Origin of the sequence: Hymenobacter perfusus, assembly GCF_003944765.1 — a bacterium.
In the GTDB taxonomy this organism is placed as follows: Bacteria; Bacteroidota; Bacteroidia; order Cytophagales; family Hymenobacteraceae; genus Hymenobacter; species Hymenobacter perfusus.
Genome location: NZ_RWIU01000001.1, coordinates 774,750 through 800,333, shown reverse-complemented (window position 1 = coordinate 800,333; position 25,584 = coordinate 774,750). Strand labels below are relative to the sequence as shown.

25 protein-coding genes are annotated in these 25,584 nt (G+C 59.2%); 13 read left to right on the top strand and 12 right to left on the bottom strand.

Annotated features, from left to right (window positions below):
• The first annotated feature begins 22 nt into the window (after positions 1 to 22).
• From EI293_RS03450 to EI293_RS03440, 3 genes are all read left to right on the top strand, one after another.
• The gene (locus tag EI293_RS03450) at positions 23 to 454 is read left to right on the top strand and encodes a hypothetical protein (RefSeq protein WP_125435700.1); all 432 of its coding nucleotides are present in this window, start codon (positions 23 to 25) and stop codon (positions 452 to 454) included.
• A 220-nt stretch (positions 455 to 674) separates the two neighbouring features.
• The gene (locus EI293_RS03445; RefSeq protein ID WP_125435698.1) at positions 675 to 1,019 is read left to right on the top strand and encodes a hypothetical protein; all 345 of its coding nucleotides are present in this window, start codon (positions 675 to 677) and stop codon (positions 1,017 to 1,019) included.
• A gap of 90 nt (positions 1,020 to 1,109) precedes the next feature.
• Entirely contained in the window at positions 1,110 to 1,556 is a 447-nt protein-coding gene (locus EI293_RS03440; protein WP_125435696.1) for a DUF2141 domain-containing protein, read from the top strand.
• 5 nt (positions 1,557 to 1,561) lie between these two features.
• Here the strand turns inward: EI293_RS03440 and EI293_RS03435 are convergent, their stop codons facing one another.
• A complete protein-coding gene (locus EI293_RS03435; protein ID WP_125435694.1) occupies positions 1,562 to 2,044 on the bottom strand; it encodes a YdeI/OmpD-associated family protein in 483 nt (160 codons plus the stop codon).
• Between the two features lie 111 nt (positions 2,045 to 2,155).
• Between EI293_RS03435 and EI293_RS03430 the strand changes: the two genes are divergently transcribed.
• Positions 2,156 to 2,857, top strand: a complete 702-nt coding sequence (locus EI293_RS03430) for a DsbA family oxidoreductase (protein ID WP_125435692.1) — start codon at positions 2,156 to 2,158, stop codon at positions 2,855 to 2,857.
• A 78-nt stretch (positions 2,858 to 2,935) separates the two neighbouring features.
• Here the strand turns inward: EI293_RS03430 and EI293_RS03425 are convergent, their stop codons facing one another.
• Positions 2,936 to 3,379: an META domain-containing protein gene (locus tag EI293_RS03425; RefSeq protein ID WP_170170222.1), complete on the bottom strand. Its 444-nt coding sequence runs from the start codon at positions 3,377 to 3,379 to the stop codon at positions 2,936 to 2,938.
• Positions 3,380 to 3,566: 187 nt separating this feature from the next.
• Here EI293_RS03425 and EI293_RS03420 point away from each other — a divergent pair, with 187 nt between their 5' ends.
• Positions 3,567 to 4,169 (top strand): DUF4136 domain-containing protein, encoded by a 603-nt coding sequence (locus EI293_RS03420; RefSeq protein WP_125435688.1) that lies wholly within the window; start codon positions 3,567 to 3,569, stop codon positions 4,167 to 4,169.
• Between the two features lie 56 nt (positions 4,170 to 4,225).
• Here the strand turns inward: EI293_RS03420 and EI293_RS03415 are convergent, their stop codons facing one another.
• From EI293_RS03415 to EI293_RS03400, 4 genes are all read right to left on the bottom strand, one after another.
• On the bottom strand, positions 4,226 to 5,812 hold the full coding sequence (locus tag EI293_RS03415; RefSeq protein WP_125435686.1) for a DUF6377 domain-containing protein: 1,587 nt from the start codon (positions 5,810 to 5,812) through the stop codon (positions 4,226 to 4,228).
• Between the two features lie 428 nt (positions 5,813 to 6,240).
• Positions 6,241 to 6,951: a hypothetical protein gene (locus EI293_RS03410; protein WP_125435684.1), complete on the bottom strand. Its 711-nt coding sequence runs from the start codon at positions 6,949 to 6,951 to the stop codon at positions 6,241 to 6,243.
• A gap of 423 nt (positions 6,952 to 7,374) precedes the next feature.
• The gene (locus EI293_RS03405) at positions 7,375 to 7,875 is read right to left on the bottom strand and encodes a hypothetical protein (RefSeq protein ID WP_125435682.1); all 501 of its coding nucleotides are present in this window, start codon (positions 7,873 to 7,875) and stop codon (positions 7,375 to 7,377) included.
• A gap of 2 nt (positions 7,876 to 7,877) precedes the next feature.
• Entirely contained in the window at positions 7,878 to 9,125 is a 1,248-nt protein-coding gene (locus EI293_RS03400; RefSeq protein ID WP_125435680.1) for a M50 family metallopeptidase, read from the bottom strand.
• Between the two features lie 368 nt (positions 9,126 to 9,493).
• Between EI293_RS03400 and EI293_RS03395 the strand changes: the two genes are divergently transcribed.
• The 3 genes from EI293_RS03395 to EI293_RS03385 are packed head-to-tail and all read left to right on the top strand — an operon-like array spanning position 9,494 to position 12,170.
• Positions 9,494 to 10,750 carry an AAA family ATPase gene (locus tag EI293_RS03395; RefSeq protein ID WP_125435678.1) on the top strand — a complete coding sequence of 419 codons (1,257 nt, stop codon included), beginning with the start codon at positions 9,494 to 9,496 and terminating at the stop codon, positions 10,748 to 10,750.
• Position 10,751: 1 nt separating this feature from the next.
• Positions 10,752 to 11,360, top strand: a complete 609-nt coding sequence (locus EI293_RS03390; RefSeq protein WP_125435676.1) for a DUF4276 family protein — start codon at positions 10,752 to 10,754, stop codon at positions 11,358 to 11,360.
• Between the two features lie 60 nt (positions 11,361 to 11,420).
• A complete protein-coding gene (locus tag EI293_RS03385) occupies positions 11,421 to 12,170 on the top strand; it encodes an energy transducer TonB (RefSeq protein ID WP_125435674.1) in 750 nt (249 codons plus the stop codon).
• A gap of 52 nt (positions 12,171 to 12,222) precedes the next feature.
• Here EI293_RS03385 and mfd read toward each other — a convergent pair whose 3' ends face one another.
• Entirely contained in the window at positions 12,223 to 15,651 is a 3,429-nt protein-coding gene (mfd, locus tag EI293_RS03380; RefSeq protein ID WP_449404887.1) for a transcription-repair coupling factor, read from the bottom strand.
• A 533-nt stretch (positions 15,652 to 16,184) separates the two neighbouring features.
• Here mfd and EI293_RS03375 point away from each other — a divergent pair.
• From EI293_RS03375 to EI293_RS03365, 3 genes are all read left to right on the top strand, one after another.
• Positions 16,185 to 16,397: a hypothetical protein gene (locus EI293_RS03375; RefSeq protein WP_125435670.1), complete on the top strand. Its 213-nt coding sequence runs from the start codon at positions 16,185 to 16,187 to the stop codon at positions 16,395 to 16,397.
• Positions 16,398 to 16,480: 83 nt separating this feature from the next.
• The gene (locus tag EI293_RS03370; protein WP_170170221.1) at positions 16,481 to 17,221 is read left to right on the top strand and encodes a metal-dependent hydrolase; all 741 of its coding nucleotides are present in this window, start codon (positions 16,481 to 16,483) and stop codon (positions 17,219 to 17,221) included.
• 641 nt (positions 17,222 to 17,862) lie between these two features.
• Positions 17,863 to 18,861: an NYN domain-containing protein gene (locus EI293_RS03365; RefSeq protein ID WP_317127198.1), complete on the top strand. Its 999-nt coding sequence runs from the start codon at positions 17,863 to 17,865 to the stop codon at positions 18,859 to 18,861.
• 85 nt (positions 18,862 to 18,946) lie between these two features.
• Here EI293_RS03365 and EI293_RS03360 read toward each other — a convergent pair whose 3' ends face one another.
• Both EI293_RS03360 and EI293_RS03355 read right to left on the bottom strand, forming a co-directional pair.
• Positions 18,947 to 19,420 carry a PaaI family thioesterase gene (locus tag EI293_RS03360; RefSeq protein WP_125435664.1) on the bottom strand — a complete coding sequence of 158 codons (474 nt, stop codon included), beginning with the start codon at positions 19,418 to 19,420 and terminating at the stop codon, positions 18,947 to 18,949.
• Between the two features lie 64 nt (positions 19,421 to 19,484).
• Positions 19,485 to 19,925, bottom strand: a complete 441-nt coding sequence (locus tag EI293_RS03355) for a GNAT family N-acetyltransferase (RefSeq protein ID WP_125435662.1) — start codon at positions 19,923 to 19,925, stop codon at positions 19,485 to 19,487.
• A 134-nt stretch (positions 19,926 to 20,059) separates the two neighbouring features.
• Between EI293_RS03355 and EI293_RS03350 the strand changes: the two genes are divergently transcribed.
• Positions 20,060 to 20,551 (top strand): YajQ family cyclic di-GMP-binding protein, encoded by a 492-nt coding sequence (locus EI293_RS03350; protein ID WP_044003396.1) that lies wholly within the window; start codon positions 20,060 to 20,062, stop codon positions 20,549 to 20,551.
• Positions 20,552 to 20,688: 137 nt separating this feature from the next.
• A complete protein-coding gene (locus EI293_RS03345) occupies positions 20,689 to 21,459 on the top strand; it encodes a TerC family protein (RefSeq protein WP_044003395.1) in 771 nt (256 codons plus the stop codon).
• Between the two features lie 68 nt (positions 21,460 to 21,527).
• Here EI293_RS03345 and EI293_RS03340 read toward each other — a convergent pair whose 3' ends face one another.
• The 3 genes from EI293_RS03340 to EI293_RS03330 form a co-directional block, all read right to left on the bottom strand.
• Positions 21,528 to 21,944, bottom strand: a complete 417-nt coding sequence (locus EI293_RS03340; RefSeq protein WP_125435660.1) for a hypothetical protein — start codon at positions 21,942 to 21,944, stop codon at positions 21,528 to 21,530.
• Positions 21,945 to 22,032: 88 nt separating this feature from the next.
• Positions 22,033 to 24,741 carry a T9SS-dependent M36 family metallopeptidase gene (locus EI293_RS03335; RefSeq protein ID WP_125435658.1) on the bottom strand — a complete coding sequence of 903 codons (2,709 nt, stop codon included), beginning with the start codon at positions 24,739 to 24,741 and terminating at the stop codon, positions 22,033 to 22,035.
• Positions 24,742 to 24,898: 157 nt separating this feature from the next.
• Entirely contained in the window at positions 24,899 to 25,441 is a 543-nt protein-coding gene (locus EI293_RS03330) for an RNA methyltransferase (protein WP_125435656.1), read from the bottom strand.
• Positions 25,442 to 25,584: the final 143 nt, after the last annotated feature.

Below are 25,584 nucleotides of genomic sequence, written 5' to 3'. Positions count from 1 at the left end.
TAAACTTGCCTCACCAGTTCTTGTGACCCACTCCTCAGTGAACGAACATCCCGCCTCCGTCCGGACCACCCTGTTTGAGCGGCCTTTTCTGACGCTGACGTATGATGAGGACAACCGCTGGCTGCACGCCCAGTGGCGCGGCCACCTCACGCTGGAGGCTGTCCGGGAGGGCTCGGAGGAGGTTTTGGCCCTGGTGCGCACCCACCGTTACCAGCGGCTCCTCAACGATAATACCCGCGTAACGGAGCTGGGCCTCAGCGAGGAGCAGCAGGCCGGCTACCAGATTATGCACCTGCTCTTTGAGGCGGGCCTGCACTACCTGGCCTGGATTTATGCGCCGGTGCCCCAGGGCCGCTCCTACGCCGAAAACTCAGTGGCCGTGGCTGGCTGGCCATTGATTCTGACGTTTGAGGAATACGAAACCGCCGCCGAGTGGCTCCGGCAGGCTCCCTGAAAATGGCTGAGCGAGTAAGCAGCGGGGTTGGCCGGTAGCTCTGCCACGTTGGCCGAAGGTGCCGGGCCGCGTGCCGGCGGCGTCCGTAAAATTGTTCGGGTTGGCTACTGGAGCTGGCCGGTTACGAATAATGCCCACGGGCCACTGATCCATGGCTGAACTACGGCTCCATACCGAACCTTGCGGTGAGCTGCTTTTATTACCCCACGTCCCGTGTCTGATGGTGCGCTGGAATGGCTTCGCCAACAGCCAGAACCTTCGTTTTCTGCTTAATAAAGGCCTGGAGTTGTACCAGCACTACGCCCCGCAGTATCCGGGGCTGGGCTGGGTAACGGACGCCCGCCGCTTCGGGGCCATGCTGCCCGCCGACCAACAATGGGCCGTTGCCGACTGGAACCACCGCGCCTGCGCGGCCGGGATTCGGCGGCTGGTATTCCTGACTCCCGAGAATATCTTTGGCCAGATTGCCATTCAGCAGTACGCTCAGAACACGGCCCATGCCACGGGGCTGCGCGTTAGCTGCGTTTCGTCGGTAGAGGCGGCGGTGCGGGAACTGGCTGGTTAAGTGCAGTTGTGTAGCCGGGTATTGCGGCGGGCGAATGTTTTTTAAGTAGCGTGTGTTGGCCTGGCATTGTCCTATTGCCTATCTTCTGCCATGCGAGTACTCCACCACCTCTGCCTGACATCCGGCTGCGCCCTGGGACTATTAGTTCCGACCAGCGCCCCGGCGGCCGGCTCCACTTCCGTTACCGTCGTTATTTCGTCGCTGGCCTCTACTACATCGTCGGTTAAACTCTATTTTTATAATGTGCGGGAGCGGTTTCTGACCAAAGGCGGCTACGCGTTTATGCGCGTGGTGAAGCCCGGCGGCCAGCATCAGGTAAGCCTGCCCGTAGACCTGCCGCCCGGCGACTGGGCCGTGGCCATTACCCAGGATGTGAACAATAACGACAAGCTGGATAAGAATATGATGGGTATTCCGACCGAGCCCTTCGCCTTCTCCAACAACGTGCGCCCCCGCTTTTCGCCCCCCGCCTTCGATGACTGCAAGTTCACGGTGGGCGGGCCCGCTAAGGTGGTCAGCATCGTCCTGACCAAGTAGCTTGCTTACTCCTTCCGAAACGGATGAGCCCCCCGCGCCAGTCGTTCGGTCATTTCCACCGCTCGGCGGGCGCGGGTTTCCGCCTGTTTTGCCGAGCTGATGTGCTGGGCCACTGCCCGCCGCATACTGCCCGAAAGATGCGCGAATTGTTCCGCTGCCTCGGGCCAGGCCTCGAAGGCTTCGGCCAGTTCCGATGGTAAATCCACGTGGTCGGGCTCGGGGTCGGGGGCCAGCTCCAGATAGACGCGCTGGCCCAACCGGATACCAATAGTGCGGCAGAGGTCCTTATTAATCATCAGGTAGCGGCCCCCACCGGGTAACGGCAGCAGGCCCAGGCGCACCGGGTGGCCATTGAGCGTGCCCATAATCCGGCGGGTGCTCTTGCCCAGGGCCAGCAGGGCCAGCGGCGGCACCACCACTATCTGAGTGGGCATAAAGCTGGGGCCGCCACGCTCCAGGGTAGTTTCGAAAGTAGCAGTCGGGAGCAAGGGAGTAGGATGAAATAGGTCTGTGAGCCTGCTTAACGGGAAGCCGGGACGGCTGGAAACCTTTTGGGGGTTCTTGGGCTTATACTCGCTTCAAATCGATTCGTATTCGCCATGAAAATAGAAATCTGGTCCGACATCCTCTGCCCCTTCTGCTACATCGGGAAGCGGCGCCTCGAAAAAGCCCTGGCCACCTTTGAGCACGCCGCCGAAGTGGACATCCAATGGCGCAGCTTCGAACTGGACCCCAATGCAAACCCTACGCCCGGTGAAAGCCAGTATGCCCTCCTGGCCCGGAAATACGGCAACACCGAAGCCTGGGCCCGCCAGATGAGTGCCAACATGGCCCAGTCGGCCGCCGAGGAAGGGCTGGCCTTCGACTTTGACCGGGTGGTACCGGCCAACTCCCTGCATGCCCACCGCCTGGTGCACCTGGCCGCCCAGCACGGCCGGCAGGACGCGGCCAAGGAGCGGCTGTTCAAAGCCTATCTGGAAGAAGGCCTTAACATCAACGACGAAGCTACCCTCACGCGCCTCGCTGCCGAGCTGCAGCTGCCTGCTGAGGAAGTGACCGAGCTGCTGACCTCCGATAAGTTTGCGCAGCAGGTCCGCTACGATGAATACCAGGCGCAGCAGCTCAACATCCGGGGCGTACCCTATTTCGTGTTCGACGATAAGTACGCCGTATCGGGGGCGCAGCCGACGGAGCTGTTCCAGGAGGTGCTGGCCAAAGTGTGGGATGAAGCCCGCCCCCAGCCGGTGCAGCTGGCCGGCTCCGATGGGGCCGCCTGCGGCCTTGATGGCAGTGCCTGCTAGCAGCACGGTACCGTTCGACTCATTAAGAAAAAGGCCACCTCAACAGAGGTGGCCTTTTTCATGTGGTGTACCCGAAAGCTACTCAGCCGCCGTGAAAAGCAGGAGTGGTTTAGTGGAGTTGGTGGCATCATAGAGGCGCAGCTCCCGGCCGCTGATTTCGTAGCGTACGGTTTTGGGTAAGGCTGCGAGGTAGTTGTCCTCAATGGTTTGTGCCGGGCAGGTAGTGCGCGTGGAACCCTGCTGGCTGATGGTCAGCTGGCCGGCAGTAGCCCCCTGCGTAAAGGTGCCGCTGAAGGAATTGCACGGGGCCAGGCCGGCAGTAGCGCGGCTACCAGCGTCGAACTGGATGTAGGAGCGGTAGGTGTCGGAGTAGCTTGACAGGCTGATGGGAACTGCCTCTACTTCGGTCAGCATCCAGCGGGTGGCGGATAGCTCGGTAGAAGCCGGTTTGGGAGTGTCCTGCTGGCAGCTGCTCACCAGACAGGTGCTCATAAGACTCACGCAAAGAGTAAGGATACGCATACTACACAGGGTAAAATGAACGGATACCAGCGGGAGTCCGGTGAGGGAGTGAAGGTTGCACGGGCAAGCCGCGGCCGGGCACGATGGAGGCCCGCCTGGCCTCGGCCGGCATAGCTGAACCATAACTAGTGCGCTGTCAGGGGAGTATAGTAGCGTAGCATCAGTGCTCATACTTTGTTACTTCGTCATGAAAACGACCCTCTCCATTTTCCTGCTTCTGTTGGTTGGCCTGCTGGCCGGTTGCTCTGCGCCGGTAGCAGTGCAGCAAAAACCCGGTACCGACTTCAGCCAGTACCGCACCTACGACTGGGCCACTACCGAGGTGAAGTCTGCCGATTCCCAGAACCCTATTTACCGGAGTGCCCTCAACGACCAGCAGATTCAGCAGTCCATCAGCAGTGAGCTGGCCAAGCGCGGCATCCGGCCGGCTACCGGCTCGGCCAAACCCGATTTCTACCTTACCTATCACCTCTACATTGAGGAAGCGGAGCGTACGGTAGCCAATCCGCCCGCCCCAGGCTATGCCTTCCCCTATTCCGTTTCGTACCGGGGCGGCTACCTGCCCATCAACTACGGCTACTGGTACACCACGCCCTACTACAACACTGGTTACCGCACTGAGACGTTCACCGAGGGTACCATGATTCTCGACTTCATTGATGCGCGCAGCAACAACCTGGTCTGGCGCGGCTCCGTGGCCGATGCCGTGAACAACCCGGCCCGGCTGGGCGAGGAGTTCGGGAAATCGGCCAAGGATATTCTGGACGAATTCCCGGTTGAGAAGCTGTAGAATCCTTCGGCAATCCGGCTCCGGCAGATGGCCCGGGGCCGGAAAAGGCCGGAGCCTCAAACCGCTTCAATAGCCTGAATGCGGGCTTCAAACTCCTCATTGGGCAGTGTGGAGCGATTTTTTACCCGGGTTTTGTAGGTATAAATGGTATTGATGGAATAGCCCAGCATGCGGCTGATCTGCTCGCTGTCCGCAATGCCCAGCCGGATGAGGGCGAAAATCCGCAGCTCGGTGGTCATGAGCTGGTCTTCGGGCGGCTGAATCCGGTCTTCCTCTTTGAACAGGGCGTTGAACTGGTCGATAAAGTGCGGGAACAGCCGTAGGAACACCGTGTCGAAGCCTTTGAACAGCTCGTTGCGCTCCTTTTTGATGTTGATGCCATCGGCCAGCTTTTGCACCGTGGCGTACTGCTTGTTGCCCAGCAGCGTATCGAGCGACTTTTTCAGGGCCTCGATCTTATCGATGTACTGCGAGTTGTTGTGGAAGTAGTACCCAATGTATTCCTCCTTGATCTTGTTGGCCTCGTTCAGCCCCATGTTCAGCTGGCGCAGGTCGCGGTTCCGTTCCCGCAGCTCCCGGTTGGTTACGTCGATGAGCTTGCCTGCTTTCTGCAGCTTGCGGAGCTGCTTGAGGATGATGAAGACAAACCCCGCCACGAAAAGGGCCAGCAGCGTGATGATGATGGAGTACGTTTTCAGCGACTTGCGCTGGCTCTCAATGATGTTGATTTTCTGCCCCTCAATGAGGGAGAAAACGTGGCTGATTTCAATCTGGCGCTGGCGGGCCTTGTAGAAAGCCGCTTCTTCCCGGGCCTCCTTGATGAAGGTGTAGGCGTTTTCCAGGTCGCCGCGCCGGTAGCAGTAGTCGGATAGCCGGAAGATGGCCACGGTTTCCTTGGTGGCCGTTTTTACATCGGCCGTGGCCGACACCAGCAGCAGCTCGAAGGCCTTGTCTTCCTGGCCCAGCAGCCCGTAGATGTAGGCCGTGGCACTGGCACTTACCGCCAGCTGATGCAGGGTGATGCGGGGCAGCCGGCGAATCTGGTTGTAGATAGCCACCCCACCCCGCAGATTACCGGTTTTAATGGCCCGAAACTCCTGAATGGACAGATAGTCGTAGGAGCCGGGGCGGGTGAAGCGCAGCGCGGTATCGGCGTAGGCCAGGGCTTTGGCGTAGTAGGCGGGCCGGTATACCTGGTCCTGGTTGTAGTCGCCCAGGTCGTTGTAGGCGCGGGCTTTCAGGAAGTAGAACTCCAGCTTATCGGCTTCCGTCAGGCCGTCGGGGCGGACGCTGTCGAGCGTTTCGAACGTTTCCTTGAACATGCCCGAGGAAAGCAGAATGAAGGCCAGCTTGAGCTTGGCCACCTCCGTTTTCCGGGGGCTGTTGAGCTGCTCGGCAATGCGGATAATCTTCTGCGAGTACACAAAAGCCGAATCGTACTTGAAGGCCTTGTACTCCTCGTAAATACGCAGACCCAGGTCGAACCTGGCGTCGTCGTCGCGCTTGTTGGACGCGAAAGCGGCCGTCAGGATGGCAATCCGGTGCCACCGCTGCGCATCGTATTGCTGCCTGCGCGCCAGAGTTTGGTTGAGCTCGGCCAGCAGCTTGCTGGCGGCATCCGCTTTGGCGAAGCAGGGCAACAAACAAACCAACAGGCCACAAAACAGGAGTACGCGCTTCACTAGGCAGGATTGCTAATCACCTGATACGGTGGCGGCCAAAAGTAGGAAATAGTTGGGGGAAGCCCCCTGGTTGAGCCTGCGCCGCCGGAGCCGCCGGAACAAGGGCGCCGGTGCCGGAGGGGCGAAAAAAAGCCGCTACCGGCCGTGCCGCCGCAGTTGCTCGTTGGCGGGGGACATTGTTGGAGGAGCGCATACCCGGCAGGTGCAGCGGGAAAGTGGGGTTGGCAGCGGGCGGAGTGGAACCCGCGCGGGGGCAGAAAGCTATGTATGGCGGTCTGGGGAGGGCCTGGAGTGGCCGCAAAAACGGCCGCCCCTGAGCAGGAACGGCCGTGGCAGGAACACCATGCTGACTACGGTTGGATAGGTAGCGGCAACCGGGCAGCGGTGGCCTAGCTGGGCGTGGGCACTGGCTGGGGGAGGGGGAAGGGGGCCGGCTTCTCGGGGCGGGCGGCGGTGTTGATGGTTTGGCGGGCCGACTGGTAGGCGGTGAAGAAGCGGGGCTCGGGGCGCTGGTAGCGCACGAGGTACTTATCGAGGCGGTTGCGGAGCAGGGCCACGGCGGCGCGCAGGTTGGTGGTGAGGGCCTGGGTGTGGGCTTTGCCGTCGGCGGAGGCGAGGCGGGGGGCGGTTTGCTCCTGCTGGAAGGCGGTGAGGGCGGCGGCCAAGTCGGTAAGCTCCTGCTGGGTAACGCCCTGGTCCTGGAGGGCGGTGAGGTGGGCGGTGGCCTGGGTGTGGATGTTTTTGCTGATGCGGGCCAGGTCGTTGTCGGGGGCGCGGCGGAGCTGGCGCTCGGTGTAGTCGGCGTCGGTGTGGAGGCGGATGTCCTGCTGCTCGTCGGCGTAGGCGAGCAGGGCGGCGGCTACTTCGGCGGCGCGCTGGGCCAGGTGGAGCTTGGTGGCCTTCTTCACGGCCCCGGCGCTGCGGGGGGCGGCGGCCCCCTGCTGGGTTTCGGCGGTGGGGTCCAGGTCCTGGACCAGAGCGGCCAGCTCGGCGCGGGCGGTGCTGAGGGCCTTGTTGGTGGCATAGACCCCGGCGTACTGGTCGAGGACGGCGAGGGTGGCCTGCATCATGGTGAGGCGGGCGCGTTGCTTATCGGTCATAATAGGGTAAGGGTTAAGTACCTGCGGAAGGTAGGCGGTGGCGGCAGCATCTGCTAAGCTGGGCGGTAACTTTTTTTTGCCGGGGTGGCAACGGGCGCTACCCTAGTGGCAATGGGCGCTGACCACGTGGCAAGGCCCTCGGACCTAGTGGCAACGCCTGCTGACCTAGTGGCAAAGTCCTCGGACCTGGTGGCAACGCCTGCTAACCTAGCGGCAACGCCTGCTGACCTAGTGACAAGAGCATCTGACCTGGTGACAACGCCTGCTGACCTAGTGGCAAGAGCATCTGACCCGGTGACAACGGTCAGTGGTGGTCTGACAAGCCGTGCTAACCAGGTGGCAAGACGTAGTAACGGGGGCGCAACGTCCTCAGCCCGCCGCTGCAGAGGCTGCAGCAGCGGCGGGAGTAATTGGATTAATTATTCAGTTCCGCTCCGATACCGGACGCCGCCAGGTAAGTAGGAACGGCAAGCACCCCAGGATCAACAGCCCAGAGCCGACAATACCTAAACACGTAGCCAGCGGCCACGCTTCAAATGGCCACTGCAGGTATGCCAACCCACTTTTGACGGCTTCGCTTTTATAGTAATGCGTCCAGGAAGTGACTATGGCGAACATGAACAACGCAATGGGAAGTAGCTTGCTTTCCCGCCTATGCCACACCACCAGTGCCGAAAAAACGCAACTGACCAGAATAGCCAGAAGCACTGCATATAAAGGGTCTAGAATCAATCCGGCTAGGTCCTCTGACTTCAATCCTCGAGGAGAGTCAATGACTGCTTGCATCCCTTCCTGCTCATACAATTCCAGTATTTCGGCATAGGGAATCAGTGCTAATTGTCGCGCACTAAGGATGAGCAAGGGTACGGATAGAAAATGCAGAAGAAGTAAACGCCAGTTGATGCGGCTGAGGCGGAAAGTCATACTCACGAGGCTGGTACCGTTACGGAAGGCGTCTGTTCGAGACGTGATTGTAGCTCCTGTATTCGGTCTGCTGCTTGAAGATTCGAGCCGGTATCTATGGCATTCTGTAGCTGCTTGTACGCAGCCTGGAGAAAGACTTTAGCCTGAATCGTGTTTCCTTCGGCCCACAACACAGCTGCTTGGGCAAAAAGCCCTTCCTGCGCCGTGAAAGGCTTTACCTGTTTGGCGCGGTTCAGCCAATGGCGCGCGTGCTCTACATTGTGGGTGCGCAGAGCTGCTATGTATGCTGCTTCGCAGCACAGGTACTGTTGCACCTCGGCTGAGGCAAGGTGCTTCCGATCCAGCGCCTCATTCAGGTGCCGCCGGGCGCTGTCCAAGTCTTGGCAGTCATCGAAGTAGATATAAGCCCAAGAATGAGCGTAGCAGTCCAGTACATTCTCGCCGGTGGCTTCGCTGCTATACGCTAGAAGGCCATGTACCCATTCAGTATTCCACAGGCGCGGTCGAGTACCCTGGTAAGAAGACCCCGAGAGTTTCAGCAGAAACAACTGCTGAAACATGGCCTTATCCCGTCGGAGCATATGTGACAGCATGAGGCTATCCTGAACATAGCCGGTAGTAGTTCCTACAGGCACGAACCCCAGTACTCCTTGCACGATGGATATCCAACCGAAGATAAAAAGGAACGTGGAGAACAGATACTCGGGTAAGCTATTCTCTGGGGTGCTGCCAAAAGACTCAGGCAAAGCTGTTATGAGTAGGAAGGCCAAACCACCACTGAGCAGGTTAGCTGTCGGACCAGCGGCTACTACCAGCATATATCGGCGGCGTAGGTGGTCGTAGTTGGTGGTATACACCCGGACCATACCGCCCACTTTAGCCACAAGCTTCTGCAAGCGAGCTTGCCAGCCGGCAGCCTTTCGTTCCAGATGTAAAGGCCCAACAGTAAAGGATACTACTGTAAAGCTTGCTGATAGTGCTCCTACTACATGGCCTAGCTCATGGATAATGACATCTAAGAAATTGGCAAACACGACTGTGAGTAGCCAAAGCAACAGCAAAACGGGCCAGGGCAAGTGCAAGGCCTCGGCTCGGGAGGAGATGTTGGTAAGCCAATCATCGCCTTTTATCCACAGCAACAGGCCCAGCAAAAAGGCCAAATTGAGTACTCCTTGCCTTCTCTTCTTTTGCTTCAATTGCTCAGGGGTGAGGGAAGCGTCTGGCGTATCGGGCTTAGAAAGATCCAGCATAGGTTCAACAGAAAGATATAGTGCCCAGGCATAGGTTAACTGGCAATAAAAATAGGCGCTGTTCCCGAAGAAACAGCGCCTATCCACACTAACCTCTTTTACACCTCATCGTTTCCTCACTCACCAACTCGCTCAGAATCCTCTTGGCGGCCTGGACGCGTTGAACGTCCTCGAAGGAGATGATGAGCTGTTCTTTGCGCTCCTTTGAGCAGGTTCTTCCGGCGCGGGAGCTTCTCGAAGCCGGTCTGGCCGGGGCCAGCCAGCGCCGGCGCACGCTAATGGGGAGGGGAAAGAGGGGGGAGGGTAGCCCCTGCGTACGCACATTCCGGGTGAACCCGCGTACTTTGTAGCAACTACTCCCGTGGACTATGCCCGACCCCGCCGCCGCTGCCGGTTTCCCCCGCCTCACCTACCTGCGCATCAAAAACTACCGCGCCCTGCGCGATGTGGAGCTGCGCGACCTGACGCCGCTGACGGTGCTCATCGGCCCCAACGGCAGCGGCAAATCCACGGTGCTGGATGCGCTGGCGTTTCTGGCCGAAGCGGTGAGCGGCAACCTGCAACAAGCCTGGGAAAAGCGCAACCGGTTTGCGGGGATGCGCACGCGCGGGCAGGACGGGCCGATTGAGTTTGAGGTGGGAATTGCTCTTGATTCCGGAGAAGTTCTGACTTATGTACTTCAAATAGATGAAGGAGATGGCCTAGTCTGGGTTACGGACGAAATGCTGCATGTTGGCGTACATGATCAAGGAGTTAAATTATTCTATCTCGATGAATCAGCCTTTTCAAGAACAGTTCTTGGAAAGTCAAACATTTATAGAAGCGAAAAACTCTCTGATATAGGTATCACCAAAACATCCGCTCTCGAATCTTTGGTCCCATTTCGGAGTCGCACAGGAGAATACTACCAAGTGGCACATCAACTTGGTTTAGAGCCATCTTTTGAAGTCATACTCTCAGAGGCTCTCACCTCCTACCGCTACATCCACCTCACCGACGACCACCTGAAGGGCTACTCCGATGCGGGGCCGCGGGAGAAGATGTCGGCGAATGGGGACAACCTGCCCAACGTGCTGTACTACCTGCACACCCGGCACCCGGAGGCGCTGGCCCGCATCAGCGAGCAGCTGCGGCGCTGGGTGCCGGGGCTGGCGGAGGTGGTGATGGAAAGCACCTCCGATGAGCGGCTGCTGCTGCGCTTCCGGGATGCGCCGTTTGAGAAGCCGCTGCCGGCGCAGTATATGTCGGATGGCACGATGCGGCTGGCGGCTTTGCTGACGCTGCTGTATGAGCCCAACGCCACCGGGCTGCTGGGGATTGAGGAGCCGGAAAACGAGCTGCACCCGCGTCTGCTGCCGCGTTTGGCCGAGGAGCTGAGCAAAGCCACCGAAACGCGGCAGCTGCTGGTGGCTACCCACTCGCCCTTCCTGCTGGATGCGCTGGAGCCGGAGCAGGTCTGGATTCTGCACCGGGGCGCGGATGGCTACACCCAGGCCACGCGCACGGCGGATATTCCGCAGGTGAAGGAGCTGGTGGAGGATGGCTCGCCGCTGGGCTACCTCTGGACCAGCAACTTCTTCCGCCTCGGCGACCCGCTGGCTCCCCGCACCTCAGCCGCGCAGTAACATGCACATTGAATTTCTGCTGGAAGAACCGTCGTCGGAGGCCGCGCTGAATATTCTGCTGCCCAAACTGTTGCCGGCTGGGGCTACCTTTCACTGCCACCCGCACCGGGGCAAAACCGATTTATTCCAGCGCCTGCCGGGCCGGTTGAAAAACTACGCCCGGCGGCTGGCACAGGAGCCGGAGCTGCGCGTCGTGATTCTGATGGACGCCGATACGGATTGCCGCCGGCGGAAAGCGGAACTGGAACAGGTAGTAGCCAAGGCGGGCCTGCTGACCAAAACCACGGCGACCGGGCAGCCTTTCCGCATTCTTACCCGGTTGGCGGTGCAGGAGCTGGAAGCCTGGTTCCTGGGTGACCGGGAGGCCATCCAGGCGGCGTATCCCCGCGTCCGGCCGCAGCATTTCGGGGGCTTACCCCACGACCCCGACACCATTGTGGACACCTGGGAAACGTTGTGGCGCGTGTTGCGGGAAGGCAAGTATTATCTGGCGGGTAAAGCCAAAATAGAGTGGGCCGAAACCATTGCCCCGCATCTGGAGCCGGACCGGAATCAGTCGGCCAGCTTTCAGTATTTCCGGCAGGGGTTGGCGCTCCTTTTAAACGATTGAGGCAAGGATTAGCTCTTGCCCTATACTTGCAGAGTAGATGTCTTACATTTCATTTGTCCCATGCGCAACGCTTATTCACGGCCTTTAGTGGCCCTATTGACTATTCTCCCTCTCGTGAGCTTCGGGCAGGAAACCAAAAAGGTGAACCTCAAATTTCAGAACCCGTGGTACCGGGAAGAGTACTCGGTATTGAAATCTGACCTCAAAACCAAGCAGGGCTTATACCGCAAATACGTGGGTGGAGCCCGCGAAAATCTTGTGGAGGAGGGCTATTTCACCAACGGCCAGAAGGACAGCTTATGGACCGAATACAGCCGATGGGAGCGGAATGCTCTGCGGGCCAAAGGGCGCTACCGGCAGGATCAGAAAGCAGGGATTTGGGAATACTACACGTATAAGCTTGAACTGGAGCAGCGCTATGATCATACCAGGCACCAGCTATTGTTTCAAAAGCCACGGGAGGCAGACTCGAAGCTCACATTTAAGCCAGTAGGCCCTGCGGCCACTTTCGAAACCGAGCCAGTGTATATAGGCGGCTTCACCAGTATGCTTACGTTTATTGGCGAGAATGTGAAGTACCCGGTGGCAGCTTTACGCAATCAAGTATCAGGGACGGTGCGCATAGCCTTTACCATTGCCCCCGACGGTACGGTTTCTAACTACCGCATTGCCCACTCGGTCGCTACCAGCCTAGACGAAGAATCTTTGCGTGTAGTAAAGTTTCTGCCCGTAACATGGATTCCGGCGCAGGCATCAGGTAAGCCAGTAGCCGCTGAATGCGAAGTGCCGGTTTCCTTTGATATGAGATAGATAACAGAAGAGCCTGCTCTATTCCATAGCAGGCTCTTCTGTTATCTATACTCTACACCCCCACCGTCTCCTCACTCACCAACTCGTTCAGAATCCGCTTGGCGGCCTGGACGCTTTTCACGTCCTCGAAGGAGATGATGAGCTGTTCTTTGCGCTCCTTCATGGAAGCGGAGCGCGGGTGGGTCTGCACGTAGCTGAGGATGTTGCCGAAGGTGGCGCCCTGGAAGTAGGGCTCGTTGTTGGTGGCCGGGATGAAGCCTTTGAGCAGGTTCTTCTTGAGCGTGAGCTTCTCGAACCCGGTCTGGCAGGCCAGCCAGCGCAGGCGCACGATGTCGGCGAGCTGCTCTACTTCCTCGGGCAGCGGCCCGAAGCGGTCCACGATGCCGGTGAGCAGCTTGCGCAGCTCCTCGGCGTTTTTGGCCCGGTCGAGCTTGCTGTATAGCTGCAGGCGCTCCGAGACGCTGCTCACGTAGCGGTCCGGAATGAGCACCTGCAGGTCGGTTTCGATGTTACACTCCTTGGGGCCGCTGGTGCCGGCGGCCTGCTGGAGGCGCTGGGTGGGGTCGCCGAGGAACAGGTCGCGGAACTCGGTTTCCTTGAGCTCCTGCACCGCCTCGTCGAGAATCTGGTGGTAGGTTTCGAAGCCCAGGTCGTTGATGAAGCCCGACTGCTCGCCGCCCAGCAGGTTGCCCGCGCCCCGGATGTCGAGGTCGCGCATGGCCACGTTGAAGCCCGCGCCCAGGTCCGAAAATTCTTCGAGGGTGCTCAGGCGCTTGCGGGCATCGGAGGGCAGGCCGGCCACCGGGGGCGTGAGCAGGTAGCAGTAGGCCTTTTTGTTGGAGCGGCCCACCCGGCCCCGCATCTGGTGCAGGTCGGAGAGGCCGTGCATGTGGGCGCGGTTGATGAGGATGGTGTTGGCGTTGGCAATGTCGAGGCCCGACTCGATGAGGGTGGTGGCCACCAGCACGTCGTAGTCGCCGTCCACAAACTTCATCATGCGCTTTTCCAGCAGGTCGCCGTCCATCTGGCCGTGCACGTAGGTCACGCGGGCATCGGGCACGAGGCGCAGAATCATGCTGGCCTGCTCCTCGATGTCCTTGACGCGGTTGTGCACGAAAAACACCTGCCCGCCCCGTTTCAACTCGCGGGAAATGGCGTCGCGGATCAGCAGCTCGTCGTAGACGTGCAGCTCGGTTTGCACCGGCTGGCGGTTGGGCGGGGGCGTGGCAATCACGCTCAGGTCGCGGGCGCCCATCAGCGAGAAGTGCAAAGTGCGCGGAATGGGCGTGGCCGACAGCGTGAGCGTGTCCACGTTCACCTTGATTTCCTTGAGCTTGTCCTTGGTTTTCACCCCGAACTTCTGCTCCTCGTCAATCACCAGGAGGCCCAGGTCCTTGAACTGCACGTCCTTGTTGGTGAGGCGGTGGGTGCCGATGAGGATGTCGGTTTTGCCCTCGGCCACCCGGCCCAGCGTCTCCTTGATTTGCTTGGTGCTCTTGAAGCGGTTGACGTACTCCACCGTGACGGGCAGGTTGCCGAGCCGCTCCCGGAACGTTTTGTAGTGCTGCATGGCCAAAATGGTGGTGGGCACCAGAATGGCCACCTGCTTGCCATCGGCCACCGACTTGAAGGCGGCCCGGATGGCAACTTCGGTCTTGCCGAAGCCCACGTCGCCGCACACGAGGCGGTCCATCGGGTGGGGCAGCTCCATGTCGCGCTTCACGTCCTCGGTGGCTTTGGCCTGGTCGGGGGTGTCCTCGTAGATGAACGACGATTCCAGCTCGGCCTGCATAAAGGAGTCGTGGGCGAAGGCGTGGCCGGGCGCGGTTTTGCGCTTGGCGTAGAGCCGGATCAGCTCGGCCGCAATGTCCTTGACCTTCTTCTTGACGGACTTCTTCTTGTTTTCCCACTCCGGCGAGCCCAGCTTGCTCATGGTGGGCGGCGTGCCCTCGGCCCCGCTGTACTTAGCAATCTTGTGCAGGGCGTGGATGCTGACGGTCAGCACGTCGTCGTCGCGGTACACCAGCCGGATGGCCTCCTGCAGCCGGTCGTTGATGTCGACCTGCGTGAGGCCGGCGAAGCGGGCAATGCCGTAGTCCTGATGCACCACGTAGTCGCCAGGAACAAGCGTCCTCAATTCCTTCAGGGTGAGGGCCTTTTTCTTGCTGAACTTCCGGGTTTCCTGGGCCCGGTAGAACCGCTCGAACAGTTGGTGGTCGGTGTAGACGATGAGCTTGAGCGTCTCGTCGATGAACCCCTCGCGCAGCCCCAGCAGCAGGTGCTGAAACTGCACGTTGTTGTCCAGCTCATCGAAGATGGTGCGCAGGCGGTCGGCCTGGCGCACCTGCTCGGCGGCAATGATGTTGGTGTAGCCCTTCTTCTGGTTGTCGTGCAGGTTCTTCACGATGCGGTTGAAGTCCTTGCCGAAGCTGGGCTGGGGCTTGGCGCTGAACTGGAACTCCTCGGCCCCGGTCTTGAAGTGGAACCGTTTGCCGAACTCCACCACCGCAAACCCTTCCAGCAGCTTGCGCAGCGTCTTGGCCGACTCAAACAACTCGGCCGGCTTGCTCACCACCTGCGTGCCGCCCGAAACCGCCAGCAGCTCCTGGAAGCCCGCCTCGGCCTTGTCGAAGTATTCGTCCACCACGTCCAGCGTCTGGCGCACGTCCTTGGCCCACACGGCGGTATTCTTCGGGATGAACTCCAGAAATGCCTCCCGCGTCTCCTGCAGCAGCTTGGTCTGCACGTTCGGGATGATGCTCACCTGCTGCCGCTTCTCCACCGACAGCTGCGTTTCGGGGTCAAACGTCCGAATCGTCTCCACCTCGTCCCCGAACAGCTCGATGCGGTACGGCAACTCGTTAGCGTACGAGAAGATGTCCACGATGCCGCCGCGCACGGCAAACTGACCGGCCTCGTACACAAAGTCGCTCCGCTCGAAGTCGTACTCCGCCAGCATCTCGCTCACGAAGTTCACGTCCAGCTTGTCGCCCACCTTGATGAGGAAGGTATTGGCCACCAGGCTTTTCTTGTTGATGACCTTCTCAAACAGGGCCTCGGGATAGGTGACGATGAGCACGCCGGCCGTTTCCTTGGCGGTGGGTTTGCTGACCTTGCGAGTTGCCTCACCCCCTAGCCCCCTCTCCGGGAGAGAGGGGGGACTAGTTTTAGTATTACTAGAATTCGTGTCTTTTTCTAGAGTTAGTCCCCCCTCTCTCCCGGAGAGGGGGCTAGGGGGTGAGGCACTCGTTGAGCGGTGATTACTCAACCGATTCAACACCTCGGCCCGCATCAGCACGTTGGCGTTTTCCGTCTCGTCGAAGCTGTAGGGCCGCTTGTAGGATGTGGGGAACAGGAGAGGCTCTTCCTCGGGTACCAGGTGCTGTAAATCGGCCAGGAAGTAGGCCGCCTCGTCCCGGTCGTGCAGAATGAACAGGTGGTGCTGGTCGGGGTACTCCTGGTGCAGTGAGGCGGCCAGCATGGCGTCCTGCGAGCCTACCAGGCCGCGCAGGTGCAGGCGCACCGGGGCTTCGGCCGTGGCGGCGGGCCGCAAGGAGTGGCGGGTGGCGGCGGGGTTCAGGCGCGCGCCAATCGTCATGCCGGTGGGGTCGAGGGCGTAGAGCTTCAGTAAATCGGTGACCTTCAAAACGAGTATCGGCTAGGAGAGGAGGCAAAGGTAGAAGCCCGGCCGAAGTCAACTCCGGTCGGGCAAAACTGAATCACAGATGGTGCAGAGGAAGCCGCAGATGCCGCAGATTCGTTCTGGCAAGAGGATGAAAAGGATGAAAGAAAACGGCAGAATGGGTAGTTGGCAGAACCAAATGGCATTACCAATCATCAGCCGTCATCTGCATCCAGCACGAATCTGCGTTATCCGCAGCTTCCTCTGCACCATCTGTGATTCAATACCACGGCCGCGCCCCGAAAGTTTCCGAACCAGTATGGGCTATTGGTTGTACCTTCCCAACCCCCACCCGCGCTAGTCTTTGTTTTTCCCGGCCTTTCGCCTACCTCATGACTACCCCCGCGACCAACCAGCCCGCCGACGAGTGGGATTCTATCCTGAATCACCTGCGCCAGATCCGGGAGCAGGTGCAGCAAAATGGCCCGTTACCCGAACAGGAGCGGGCCGAAGTGGAAGATGCGTTCCGGCAGGGCCTGGCCCACCTGGAAAACGAGGTGCAGGGCATCCGTACCACGCTCAGGGGCAGCTCCGGTAAGTGGTAACGGCGCAGGATCAATAAATTCGGCCGGGGCCGCGGGCCGAGTGGTATCTTTGCCACCCGTTTTATTTTGTATCCCGATTCTGCGTGCGCGGTTCTTCTCACCTGGCCATTGGCCTCATTACCGGTGTAGCCGTGGCCGCGCTGGTACCGGGCATCCCGTTTTCGCCGGCGGGCATTGCGCTGGCCGGCTTTTCCTCCCTCGCCCCCGACCTCGACCACCCCGGCTCCCGCCTGAGTAAGCGCTTGGGCTTCGCGCAGAATTACGTGCGCTGGGCCTTTGTAGTGGTAGCTGCTGGCCTGGCTCTGTACACGCATTTTATGCTTCCGCTGGGTCCCGACCGGCGCATGGGTTTCACGGCGGCGCTGGCGTTTGGTCTTATCGGGGCGGCTATGCAGGGGGATTCTACCCGCAAGCTGGCCCTACTCTTCACGGGGCTCTGTACGGTGGTGGCGGGCTTTTACACGGGATTTGTGTGGCTGAGCATGCTGGGCTGTTTTGTATCGGTGGCACCCTTCACTTCCCACCGCTCCTGGACGCATACCCTCTGGGCCGCCGGCCTCTGGACGTATATTGGGCACTTAGCCAACCAAAGCCTGGGCTGGCACGGCGTGGCCCTGTTTGCCGGCGGTGGTTACGTGTCGCACCTTTTGGCCGATACGCTCACTAAAGCCGGCATCAAGTGGTTTATGCCGATTACGGACCTGTGCCTGAAGATTCCGCTCATCCGGACGGGCTCTAAAAGCGGCAACTTTCTGGAAGTGGCCATCTGCGCGGGATATGCCCTGCTGGTTCTGGGATTGATTATCGGACGGATGAGATTTTAGAAACATTCTAAAATAAGTTGATAAACTGTAGCTTTGTCCTGCAATCCAACAGACGTTTTTTTGTCTATTGATCTGTGATTGTGCTAGGTTGGACTACCAATTAGCTATATCGGCCGAATTCCTGCCCCGGGTTTACGGCTGACTCGTACTTTCACTGCAGTACTGCGCGCTTCGTTCCACCAAATGTTGGACTTAAGAGTGAAGCAGCATTCTGTTGGCCGCCCGATGCGCTGACGCGAGAGGCAAGCGTTGGTTAGATTAATCTCATGGCATTTGTACTCTTTAAATTCGTATAAAACATATATATGATTTAATATTGTAAGGCGCTAACAGTTCAGGTTCCGTGCGGGAAAAGAAGGCACAGTGCTCATTTTGAGCCGTAAGCCAGCCGCATTCATTTTCCTTTCATCTTAGCGGGGGTTCTTGTCGGTAGCAAACCTCTCTCGGCCGTTCCTGTTTCCAGTCCTACTCACATGATTATGTGGTAAAATCACCCCGCCTATGGATTATTACAATACTGTAAGTTTGCCAACTTGTATATTTGACCGGGCCTACGTGTATACCAGCCCGCACCGAACCAAACTACCCGCTCTTACTCACACACACCTTTTTGCGCTCAAACCGTTTCTTGTATGAACCAGATGAATAGCCCCCTGATCAGGATCGGCGTCTTCTATGACGGCAATTATTTCCTGAAAATCAGTGATTACTACTACTTCCAGCATGACCGTAAGGCCCGTATTAGCCTGGAAGGTCTCCATGAATTTATCCGCCACCAGGTAGCTGAGGAAGAGGACGTAGATGTACGTCTGAGTCAGATTATTGACGCTCACTTCTTCCGCGGCCGTCTCTCGGCTACCGAAGCCCGCGATAAGGACCGTCTGTTTCATGACCGGCTGCTCGACGATATCCTGATGAACATGGGCATCAGCACCCACTACATGCCCCTGAAAACGCGCGATGGCCGTTTGCAGGAGAAGGGTATTGATGTGTGGCTGTCGCTGGAAGCTCTGGAACTGGCCATCCACAAGAGCTTCGACGTGGTAGTACTCATTGCCGGCGACTCCGACTACGCTCCACTCATTAAGAAGCTGAACACAGTAGGCACGCGCGTGATGCTGCTGAACTGGGACTTTAAATACACTGATTTCAAGGGCGAAAACCGCGTTACCCGCGCTTCGCAGCAGCTGCTGGATCAGGCTACCTATCCGGTACAGATGCACGAAATCATCGACCAGGGCCTAAGTACCGGTGATGAGCTGGTGGAAGCCATGTTCGTGAACACGCCTGAGCCGGCGGCTTACCCGACCGTGAAGCCGGTGCGGCCTACCGGCCCTACGGCTGCCGGCCCCGTTGGCACGGTAGGTATCAGCACCATCAAGAACCTGAAAAATGGGTTCGGATTTGTGGTAATGCCGCCCAACAACTTGTTCTTCAGCTACGCCGATATGGCGGAAGGCGACTTTAACGAGCTGCGCGAGGGCGACTGGGTGGAGTTCACCGTGGGCCGCAACCACCGCGACGAGGACTGCGCCCGCAACGTACGCAAAGTGGAAGCCCCGGAAATGGACGAAAACGATGAGTACGACCCCCAGGATGAGCACGAACACGAGTCGGCTGATTCGCCTGAACGCCTGTAACCCGCTTCTTTTCGGTTCGGTAGTTTGAAAAGCCGCCGGGCACCCATGTCACATGGGTGTCCGGCGGCTTTTTTATGCCCTGAGCCTAATTGGTATCTGGCGGAAACAGCAACTCGTGGAAGTCGCGCTTGGTGGCGGGGTAGCGGTTGAAGGTACCCAGGCCGCGCGCTACCACCAGATTGTCGCGGGTAGGGCAGGTAATCAGGGCGCTGCTGACCACCAGGGTTTTGCCGCTGTGCTCCACGATGCCGTGCGCTACCAAATGGTCGTGCAGCCGCACCGGGTGCAGGTAGTTGATTTTGAATTCCACGGTGGATACCAGCTCACCGGCCGTGAAAGCCAGTGAAAGTGCCGCCGCACCCAGGGTGGCATCCATCAGGCCGGCCAGTACGCCCCCGTGGCAGGTGCCGGGAGAGGAGAGGTGCTCGTCGCGGATGGTCATGGTATAGCGCACATTGCCGGGCTCCTGTACCAGCAGCTCCATTCCGTTTACCCGGCCGTAGGTATTGATTTGGTTGTAGATGGCGACGAGCGTCGCTACGTCGGGTAGTTGTTCCATGGGGAAAGGGTAAGAGAATCAGAAAAGGCTGGAAGAGTTGTCGTTTTCAGGCAGAGTTGCATAGTTAGTCTAGCTGCCGCTGCATCAGAAAATGCGGGATGCTACCGAACAACGTGTGCGATGGGGCAACCACCGCGTAACCCAGCCGCGCATAAAACGGAACGGCCATTTGCCGGGCATGCAGCACCAGTTCCGTAAAACCCTGCCGGCGGCCCATTTCCTCCAGATATTCCAGAATCTGCCGGCCTGCTCCCTGGCCCTGCCAAGCCGGGTGAACGGCCATGAAGCGCACCTGCCCCTGACCCGGCCCGGCTGGACTCAGGCGGCCTACGGCGGCGGCGTGGCCTTCCGGAGTTAGGAGCAGCGCGTGCGTGGTAGTAGCCGCGTCATCATCGTCGGCGCGCTCCGAGCCTTCGGGTTGGTGCCAGGGCTGGCGTAGCACCTCGTAACGCAGACGGTAGTAGGCGGTCCACTGGGCGGGAGAACGGGGAGCAATAACGGACATAGGGGCACGGGCAGCAGGCGGAAAGCCGAAGTAACGGACTATTTCGCTTGGTTGGGCGGCTGCATTTCCGCACCTCACTATCTTTGGCCGCCCGACTGGTTTCGGTTGGTTTCTCTTTTCTTTTTCCCCATCCTATGGCATCCTTCGATATCGTCAGCAAAGTTGATCCGCAAACCCTCGAAAACGCGGTGAATACGGCCAAAAAAGAGCTTCAGACCCGCTACGACCTGCGCGACACGAAAGGCGGTATCGAGCTGGACAAGAAAAATAACACCATTACGCTCACCTCCGAAAACTCGATGCGGGTGCAGGCGCTGGAAAATATCCTGCTCACGCGCATCGTAAAACAAGGTATCGACGGGACGGCCCTGGACTTCTCGGAGGAGGAGCAGCCCACCGGAGCCATGGTGAAAAAGGTAGTGAAAGTGCGCGCCGGGGTGGATAAGGAAGTTGGCCGCAAGGTTATCAAAGCCATCAAGGATGCCAAGGTGAAGGTGGAAGCCCAGATGCAGGACGACCAGATCCGCGTAACCGGCAAGAAGCTCGATGAGCTGCAGGCCGCCATTGCGGCCGTGCGGCAGGCCGCCATTGGGCAGCCGCTCCAGTTCGTGAACATGAAAAGCTAGCTGCATATGTGGGGAAATGGACAGATTATGACAGATGTGCTCCGGGACTACGGGTTCACTTTGTCGTTCTGCCTGTAATACATTGCACCCATTTTCCACATTCCTCTCATTCTCCCCATTTCTCACATTCTTGCCGAATGCACTTCGACTTTTCCGTTTTCTCCAACCCGCAAACCTGGGTAAGCCTGCTGACGCTTACGTTCATGGAAATTGTGTTGGGTATTGACAACATCATCTTCATTTCCATCATTGTCAACCGCCTGCCCCGGGAGTTGCAGAAGCGGGGCCGTAGCATTGGGTTGGTGCTGGCGCTGCTGTGCCGCATCGGGCTGCTGCTGAGCATCAGCTGGATTGTGGGGCTGAAGGCGGCCCTGTTCACGGTGAATCTGCCCTGGATGACGGAGCCTTTCGGGGTAACGGGCCGCGACCTTATTCTACTGGCCGGGGGCTTGTTCCTGATTGGCAAAAGCACCACCGAAATTCATACCAAGCTGCAGGGCGAGGAGGAGCACGAAGAAGGTGGCAAAGGCGGTGCCTCATTCGGCGGCATCATCTTCCAGATCATTCTCATCGACATCGTGTTCAGCTTCGACTCCATCCTGACGGCTGTGGGCTTGGTGGATAACGTGCTGATTATGATTCTGGCCGTGGTGCTGTCGATGGGCGTGATGCTGGCCTTCTCGGGCGTCGTAGCCGACTTCGTGAACAAGAACCCTACCATCAAGATGCTGGCCTTGTCCTTCCTGATTATGATTGGGGTAATGCTGGTGATGGAGGCTTTCCACAAGGAAATTGAGAAAGGCTACATCTACTTTGCCATGTTCTTCTCCCTGATTGTGGAAGTGCTGAATATGCGCTTGCGCAAGAAGGCAACACCCGTACACCTGCGCGACTCGCAGTACGACTAAACACCATATCATCGGAACAGAAAAGGGCCCGCAGCAGAAGCTGCGGGCCCTTTTCTGTTCTTGTATTCCTACGCCAGGCTCAACTCTGCCACGGTGGTAGCCTGGTCCTGCACGCGCCGGGTAGCCAGCTCCAGCAGCCGGCGGTTCAGCTCGGGGCGGTGTTGGTGGTACGTAGCCAGTTCCTCCGTAGTAAACAGCCCCGTGATAAGACCCACAACCGTGTAGCGCAGCTTGATATTGCGCGTAAGCAGCTCGGCGAGCAGACGCTGCTGGTCAGTTGCTGCCGCAGTAGCCAATGGCACACGGTGGTCCCGCACAAAGTCGGCTACAACGACCAGGAGCAGTTCGTTCTGCAGCTTGAGCACGGGCCGGAGCGTATGGTGCAGAAAATAGCCGGGCGTGCCCGGGGCATCAGCTACCGAAGTATCGGTGGCAATAACAGGCCGTAGGGCCAGCAGCATAGCATTGGGGCGGGAAACAGACATCAGCAACAGAAAGGGCGTATAGCAAAACAACCGCCCGGCGCAGGGCCGGGCGGTTGTTAACAATGGAACGGACGTAAAAGTCGGCGGCTTAGTGCTGAACCACTACTTTTTTGGTGATGATGCCTTCCGACGTGGTCAGACGCACCATGTACACGCCAGCGGCGAGCTTAGCGGTGTTCAGCGTTACGCCTTCCTGCTGCAGCCGGGCGGCCGAAGCCGTCTGCACGCTCACGCGCTGGCCCAGCAACGACACCATTTCCACCTGTACCGGGGCGGTGCTGCTCACCTGTGTGCGGACCAGTACCTGGCCGTTGGCGGGGTTGGGGTACACTTCCAGCAGTTTCTCGTTGAGCTGCTTGCTGCTGCTCAGGATGGCCGGCAGGTCGTAGGCGGCAACCTGGTCGGTGAGGACGCTGCTGCTGCCCTGTACGGCGCTGAAGCCCATGCCCCGACGGGCAAACACGCGCCAGATCAGACCGGAGTTAGCACCTTTGTTGTTGATGGAGTCGGCCTTCAGGATGGCATTGCGGCCATCGAGGAAACCGGGGTTGCAGGGCTGCAGCTTGCAGCCATCCAGCACGAGGCGCAGGGCCACGTTGTTGCCGCCGGTGTTGGCTTTCAGGTCGGCGTTGTAGCCGTATTTGTCAATCAGGGCCCAGTTCAAATCCCACAGCGTGGTAGCCCAGATGTAGCCGATGTTGTGGACCTGGTTGCGGGTAACACCAGCGGCGTCAACATACGTGTTGTAGATGCCGGTGCCTACCAACGCGTACGTGGCCGGGTTGAGCTTCATGTCGGTGCTGTAGCGGGTGGGGCGGATACCGCCGCCCGTAACGGGCTCGAAGGAAGCGTACGTGCCGATACCGCGGCCCGTGGTGCTCACGTCGCCGGGCTTGGTAGTCATCCAGAGGGCGAAGAAGTCGCTCCAGCCTTCTCCCATCTGCTCAGCACTGCCTAGGCAGCTGGAGTTACCGGGGCCGCCGGTGAGGCGGGTAGAAATGCCGTGGCCGTACTCATGGGCAACGATGCCGTTGTCGAAGTCACCGTCGCGCATGTAGTAGTTACCCGCAGCGGTGATGGAAACCGTCTGGCCAGCCTGCAAAGCTGCTTTGATCCGGTCACCGTCAACTTTTAGGATGGCAATTGAAGGAATCCGCACCCCTACCGTATCGGCGGAGCCGCCCATGGAAACGGGAACGGTACCACCCACGGCGTTGTCAATGACCACCACCATGCGGGCACCGGCCAGCTGGGCGTTTTTCACCTTGAGGCCAAAGTTGCAGGTGCCTCGTTCAACGAGGGCAATGTTGCCGCTTACGTCGGCCGCGTTGGCGTAGGTGGTGTTGCAGCCGAGGCTGGGCGTGGTGGTGCCGTCGTTCACCAGCACCAGATTGCCAGTGATAGGGCCTACGCGGTTGAGCTTACGGCCAATGGAACCTTCCGTAGCCACCAGTGAGCCAGCCAGCGTGCTGGGAGCCGTGATGTTAATAGCCAGCTCCGACTTGTCCCATAGGTACATCTGCATGCGGGGACGGGAGCCATCTACCGGGGTCGAGAAGTTGGCGTTGTTCAGGCTGACGGTAGTTGCCGTGGAGGCATCCTGGGCTTCGGCCCGCACGTCGTCGTTGCCGAGGCCGGTGCCGCCGTAGTTCTTTACCTGGAAGTTGCCGCTCACTTCGTCGAAGCCCTTATAGGCCATCACGTCGTGCATCATGTTGTTCCAGTAGAACAGGTTGACTATGGCCGCGTTCAGGTTAGAAACGGCCGGAGCGGTCAGGGCATCATTGAAGGGAAAGTCAAACTCCAGGTTTGCGCCGCCATCGGGGCTGAGGGTAGTGCCGGCCGTGTACACGTTCCGGTTCGAGCGGTCATCGTAGGCGTGCACGTTGTTACCGCGCGTGATGGTGTGCTCGGCACCGGCCACGCCATCCACATCGTGCCAGCCGAAGGGGGAGAAGGTCGCATCAGCGGGGTTGGCTACCAGCTGGCGAGTGCCGTGCGAGGGGCTTTCCACCGTGAGGGGCCACACGTTATACGTGTTGGCGGCCGTGGGCTTGCCAGCCGTGGTACCCGGAACAGACGCCGGCTGAGCTGCTGCGGAAGCCGCCTGAGCTATCGGACGGATGAGGGAGGAGACGCTGAAGCTCTCAGAAATAGTATAGTCGGTTTTGTCGAGCAGCTCACCGGTGGCGGCATCTACGCGGGCATTCCAGTAATGCTCACCGTTGAGAGGAGCCAGCGTAACGTCCCACACCAGGCGCAGGGAGCCATCGGCCAGCGGCAGGTACATCAGCTTTACCGGAATCTTATCCAGCGAAATTCCCCCGTCATTAAACTCCATGCCTTCCGTGGCCGAACCAGCCTTCCGGATATCCAGATTGCGCGGAGCGGGCATCCCCAGCGCTTTGGCGGCGGCGGCTACTGCCTGCCCTGCCGTGAGCGAAGGAGTAGCGTTCCGGGCCTGGGCCGTAGCGTTGGTCAGGAAGCTGCTGTGCAGGCCGGCTATTTTGCCCGCCTGGGTGAGGTGCACATCGGCTACGGCGCCGTATATTTCCACGCCCTGCACACGCTGGCGCAGGTACACATGGCTGATACCGTTACTCTTATCAGTATACTGGCTGGTTACGGCGGCATCGGCTATATCCACCGAAAGTAGTCCCAGGCTGGACTGGCGGGCTTTCAGGGCGCCGAGAGCCTGTTCAGAAGGTGCGTTTTGGGCGGCTGCCAGACCCGGTACGGCCAGCAGGGCCGCCACGGCTAAAGCACGGGCCATCGGAATAGTAAAGGTTGATTTCATTAACTTCGGGTAGAGGTGTGAAACGGAGGTGCTCTAAGTCAAAACGGGCCGCCTTGTGGGGCGGCCCGTTTCAAATTTACGCAACAAAGGCTGTATTCCTTGCGAAGTATGCGACTAAAAACGCGAAATAATTATCGACTTTCCAGAAGTGATAAGATTAGAGCGTTGTACCTGCACTCATCCGGCTAATAAACTCCCACAGCACCACCCCGGCCGCCACGCTCACGTTCAGGCTGTGCTTGGTGCCGAATTGCGGAATCTCCACGGCGGCGTCGCACAGGGCCAGCACTTCATCGTCCACCCCAAACACCTCGTTGCCCATGATGAGCGCATAAGGTTGGTTGGCTTGCACCTGAAACTTGGGCAATGGTACGCTCCCAGTGGTCTGCTCCACGGCAATGAGTTGGTAGCCGGCAGCCTTGAGCTGCTGCAGCGCCTCCAGCGTGGTAGGGGCGTATTCCCAGGCCACGGACTCGGTGGAACCCAGGGCCGTTTTGGTGATTTCGCGCTGGGGTGGGCGGCCCGTAATGCCGCACAGCCAGATTTTTTCCACCGCAAAGGCATCGGCCGTGCGGAAGGCCGCGCCCACGTTATGGAGGCTGCGCACGTTGTCGAGCACTAGGGTGAGGGGGAATTTTCGCGTATTTTTGAAGTCTGCCACCGTCAGCCGGTTCAGCTCTTCCATTGAGAGTTTGCGCATGCCGGCAAAGGTAGGAACGCCCGGCCGGGTGGCGGCTGTTAGGGCTGAGTCGCGTGGTCTCGTTGCCGAAAAGGAACGTCATGCTGAGCTTGCCGAAGCATCTCGCGTGCTGACGTTGAATTACCGTTGCAACGTCAGCACGC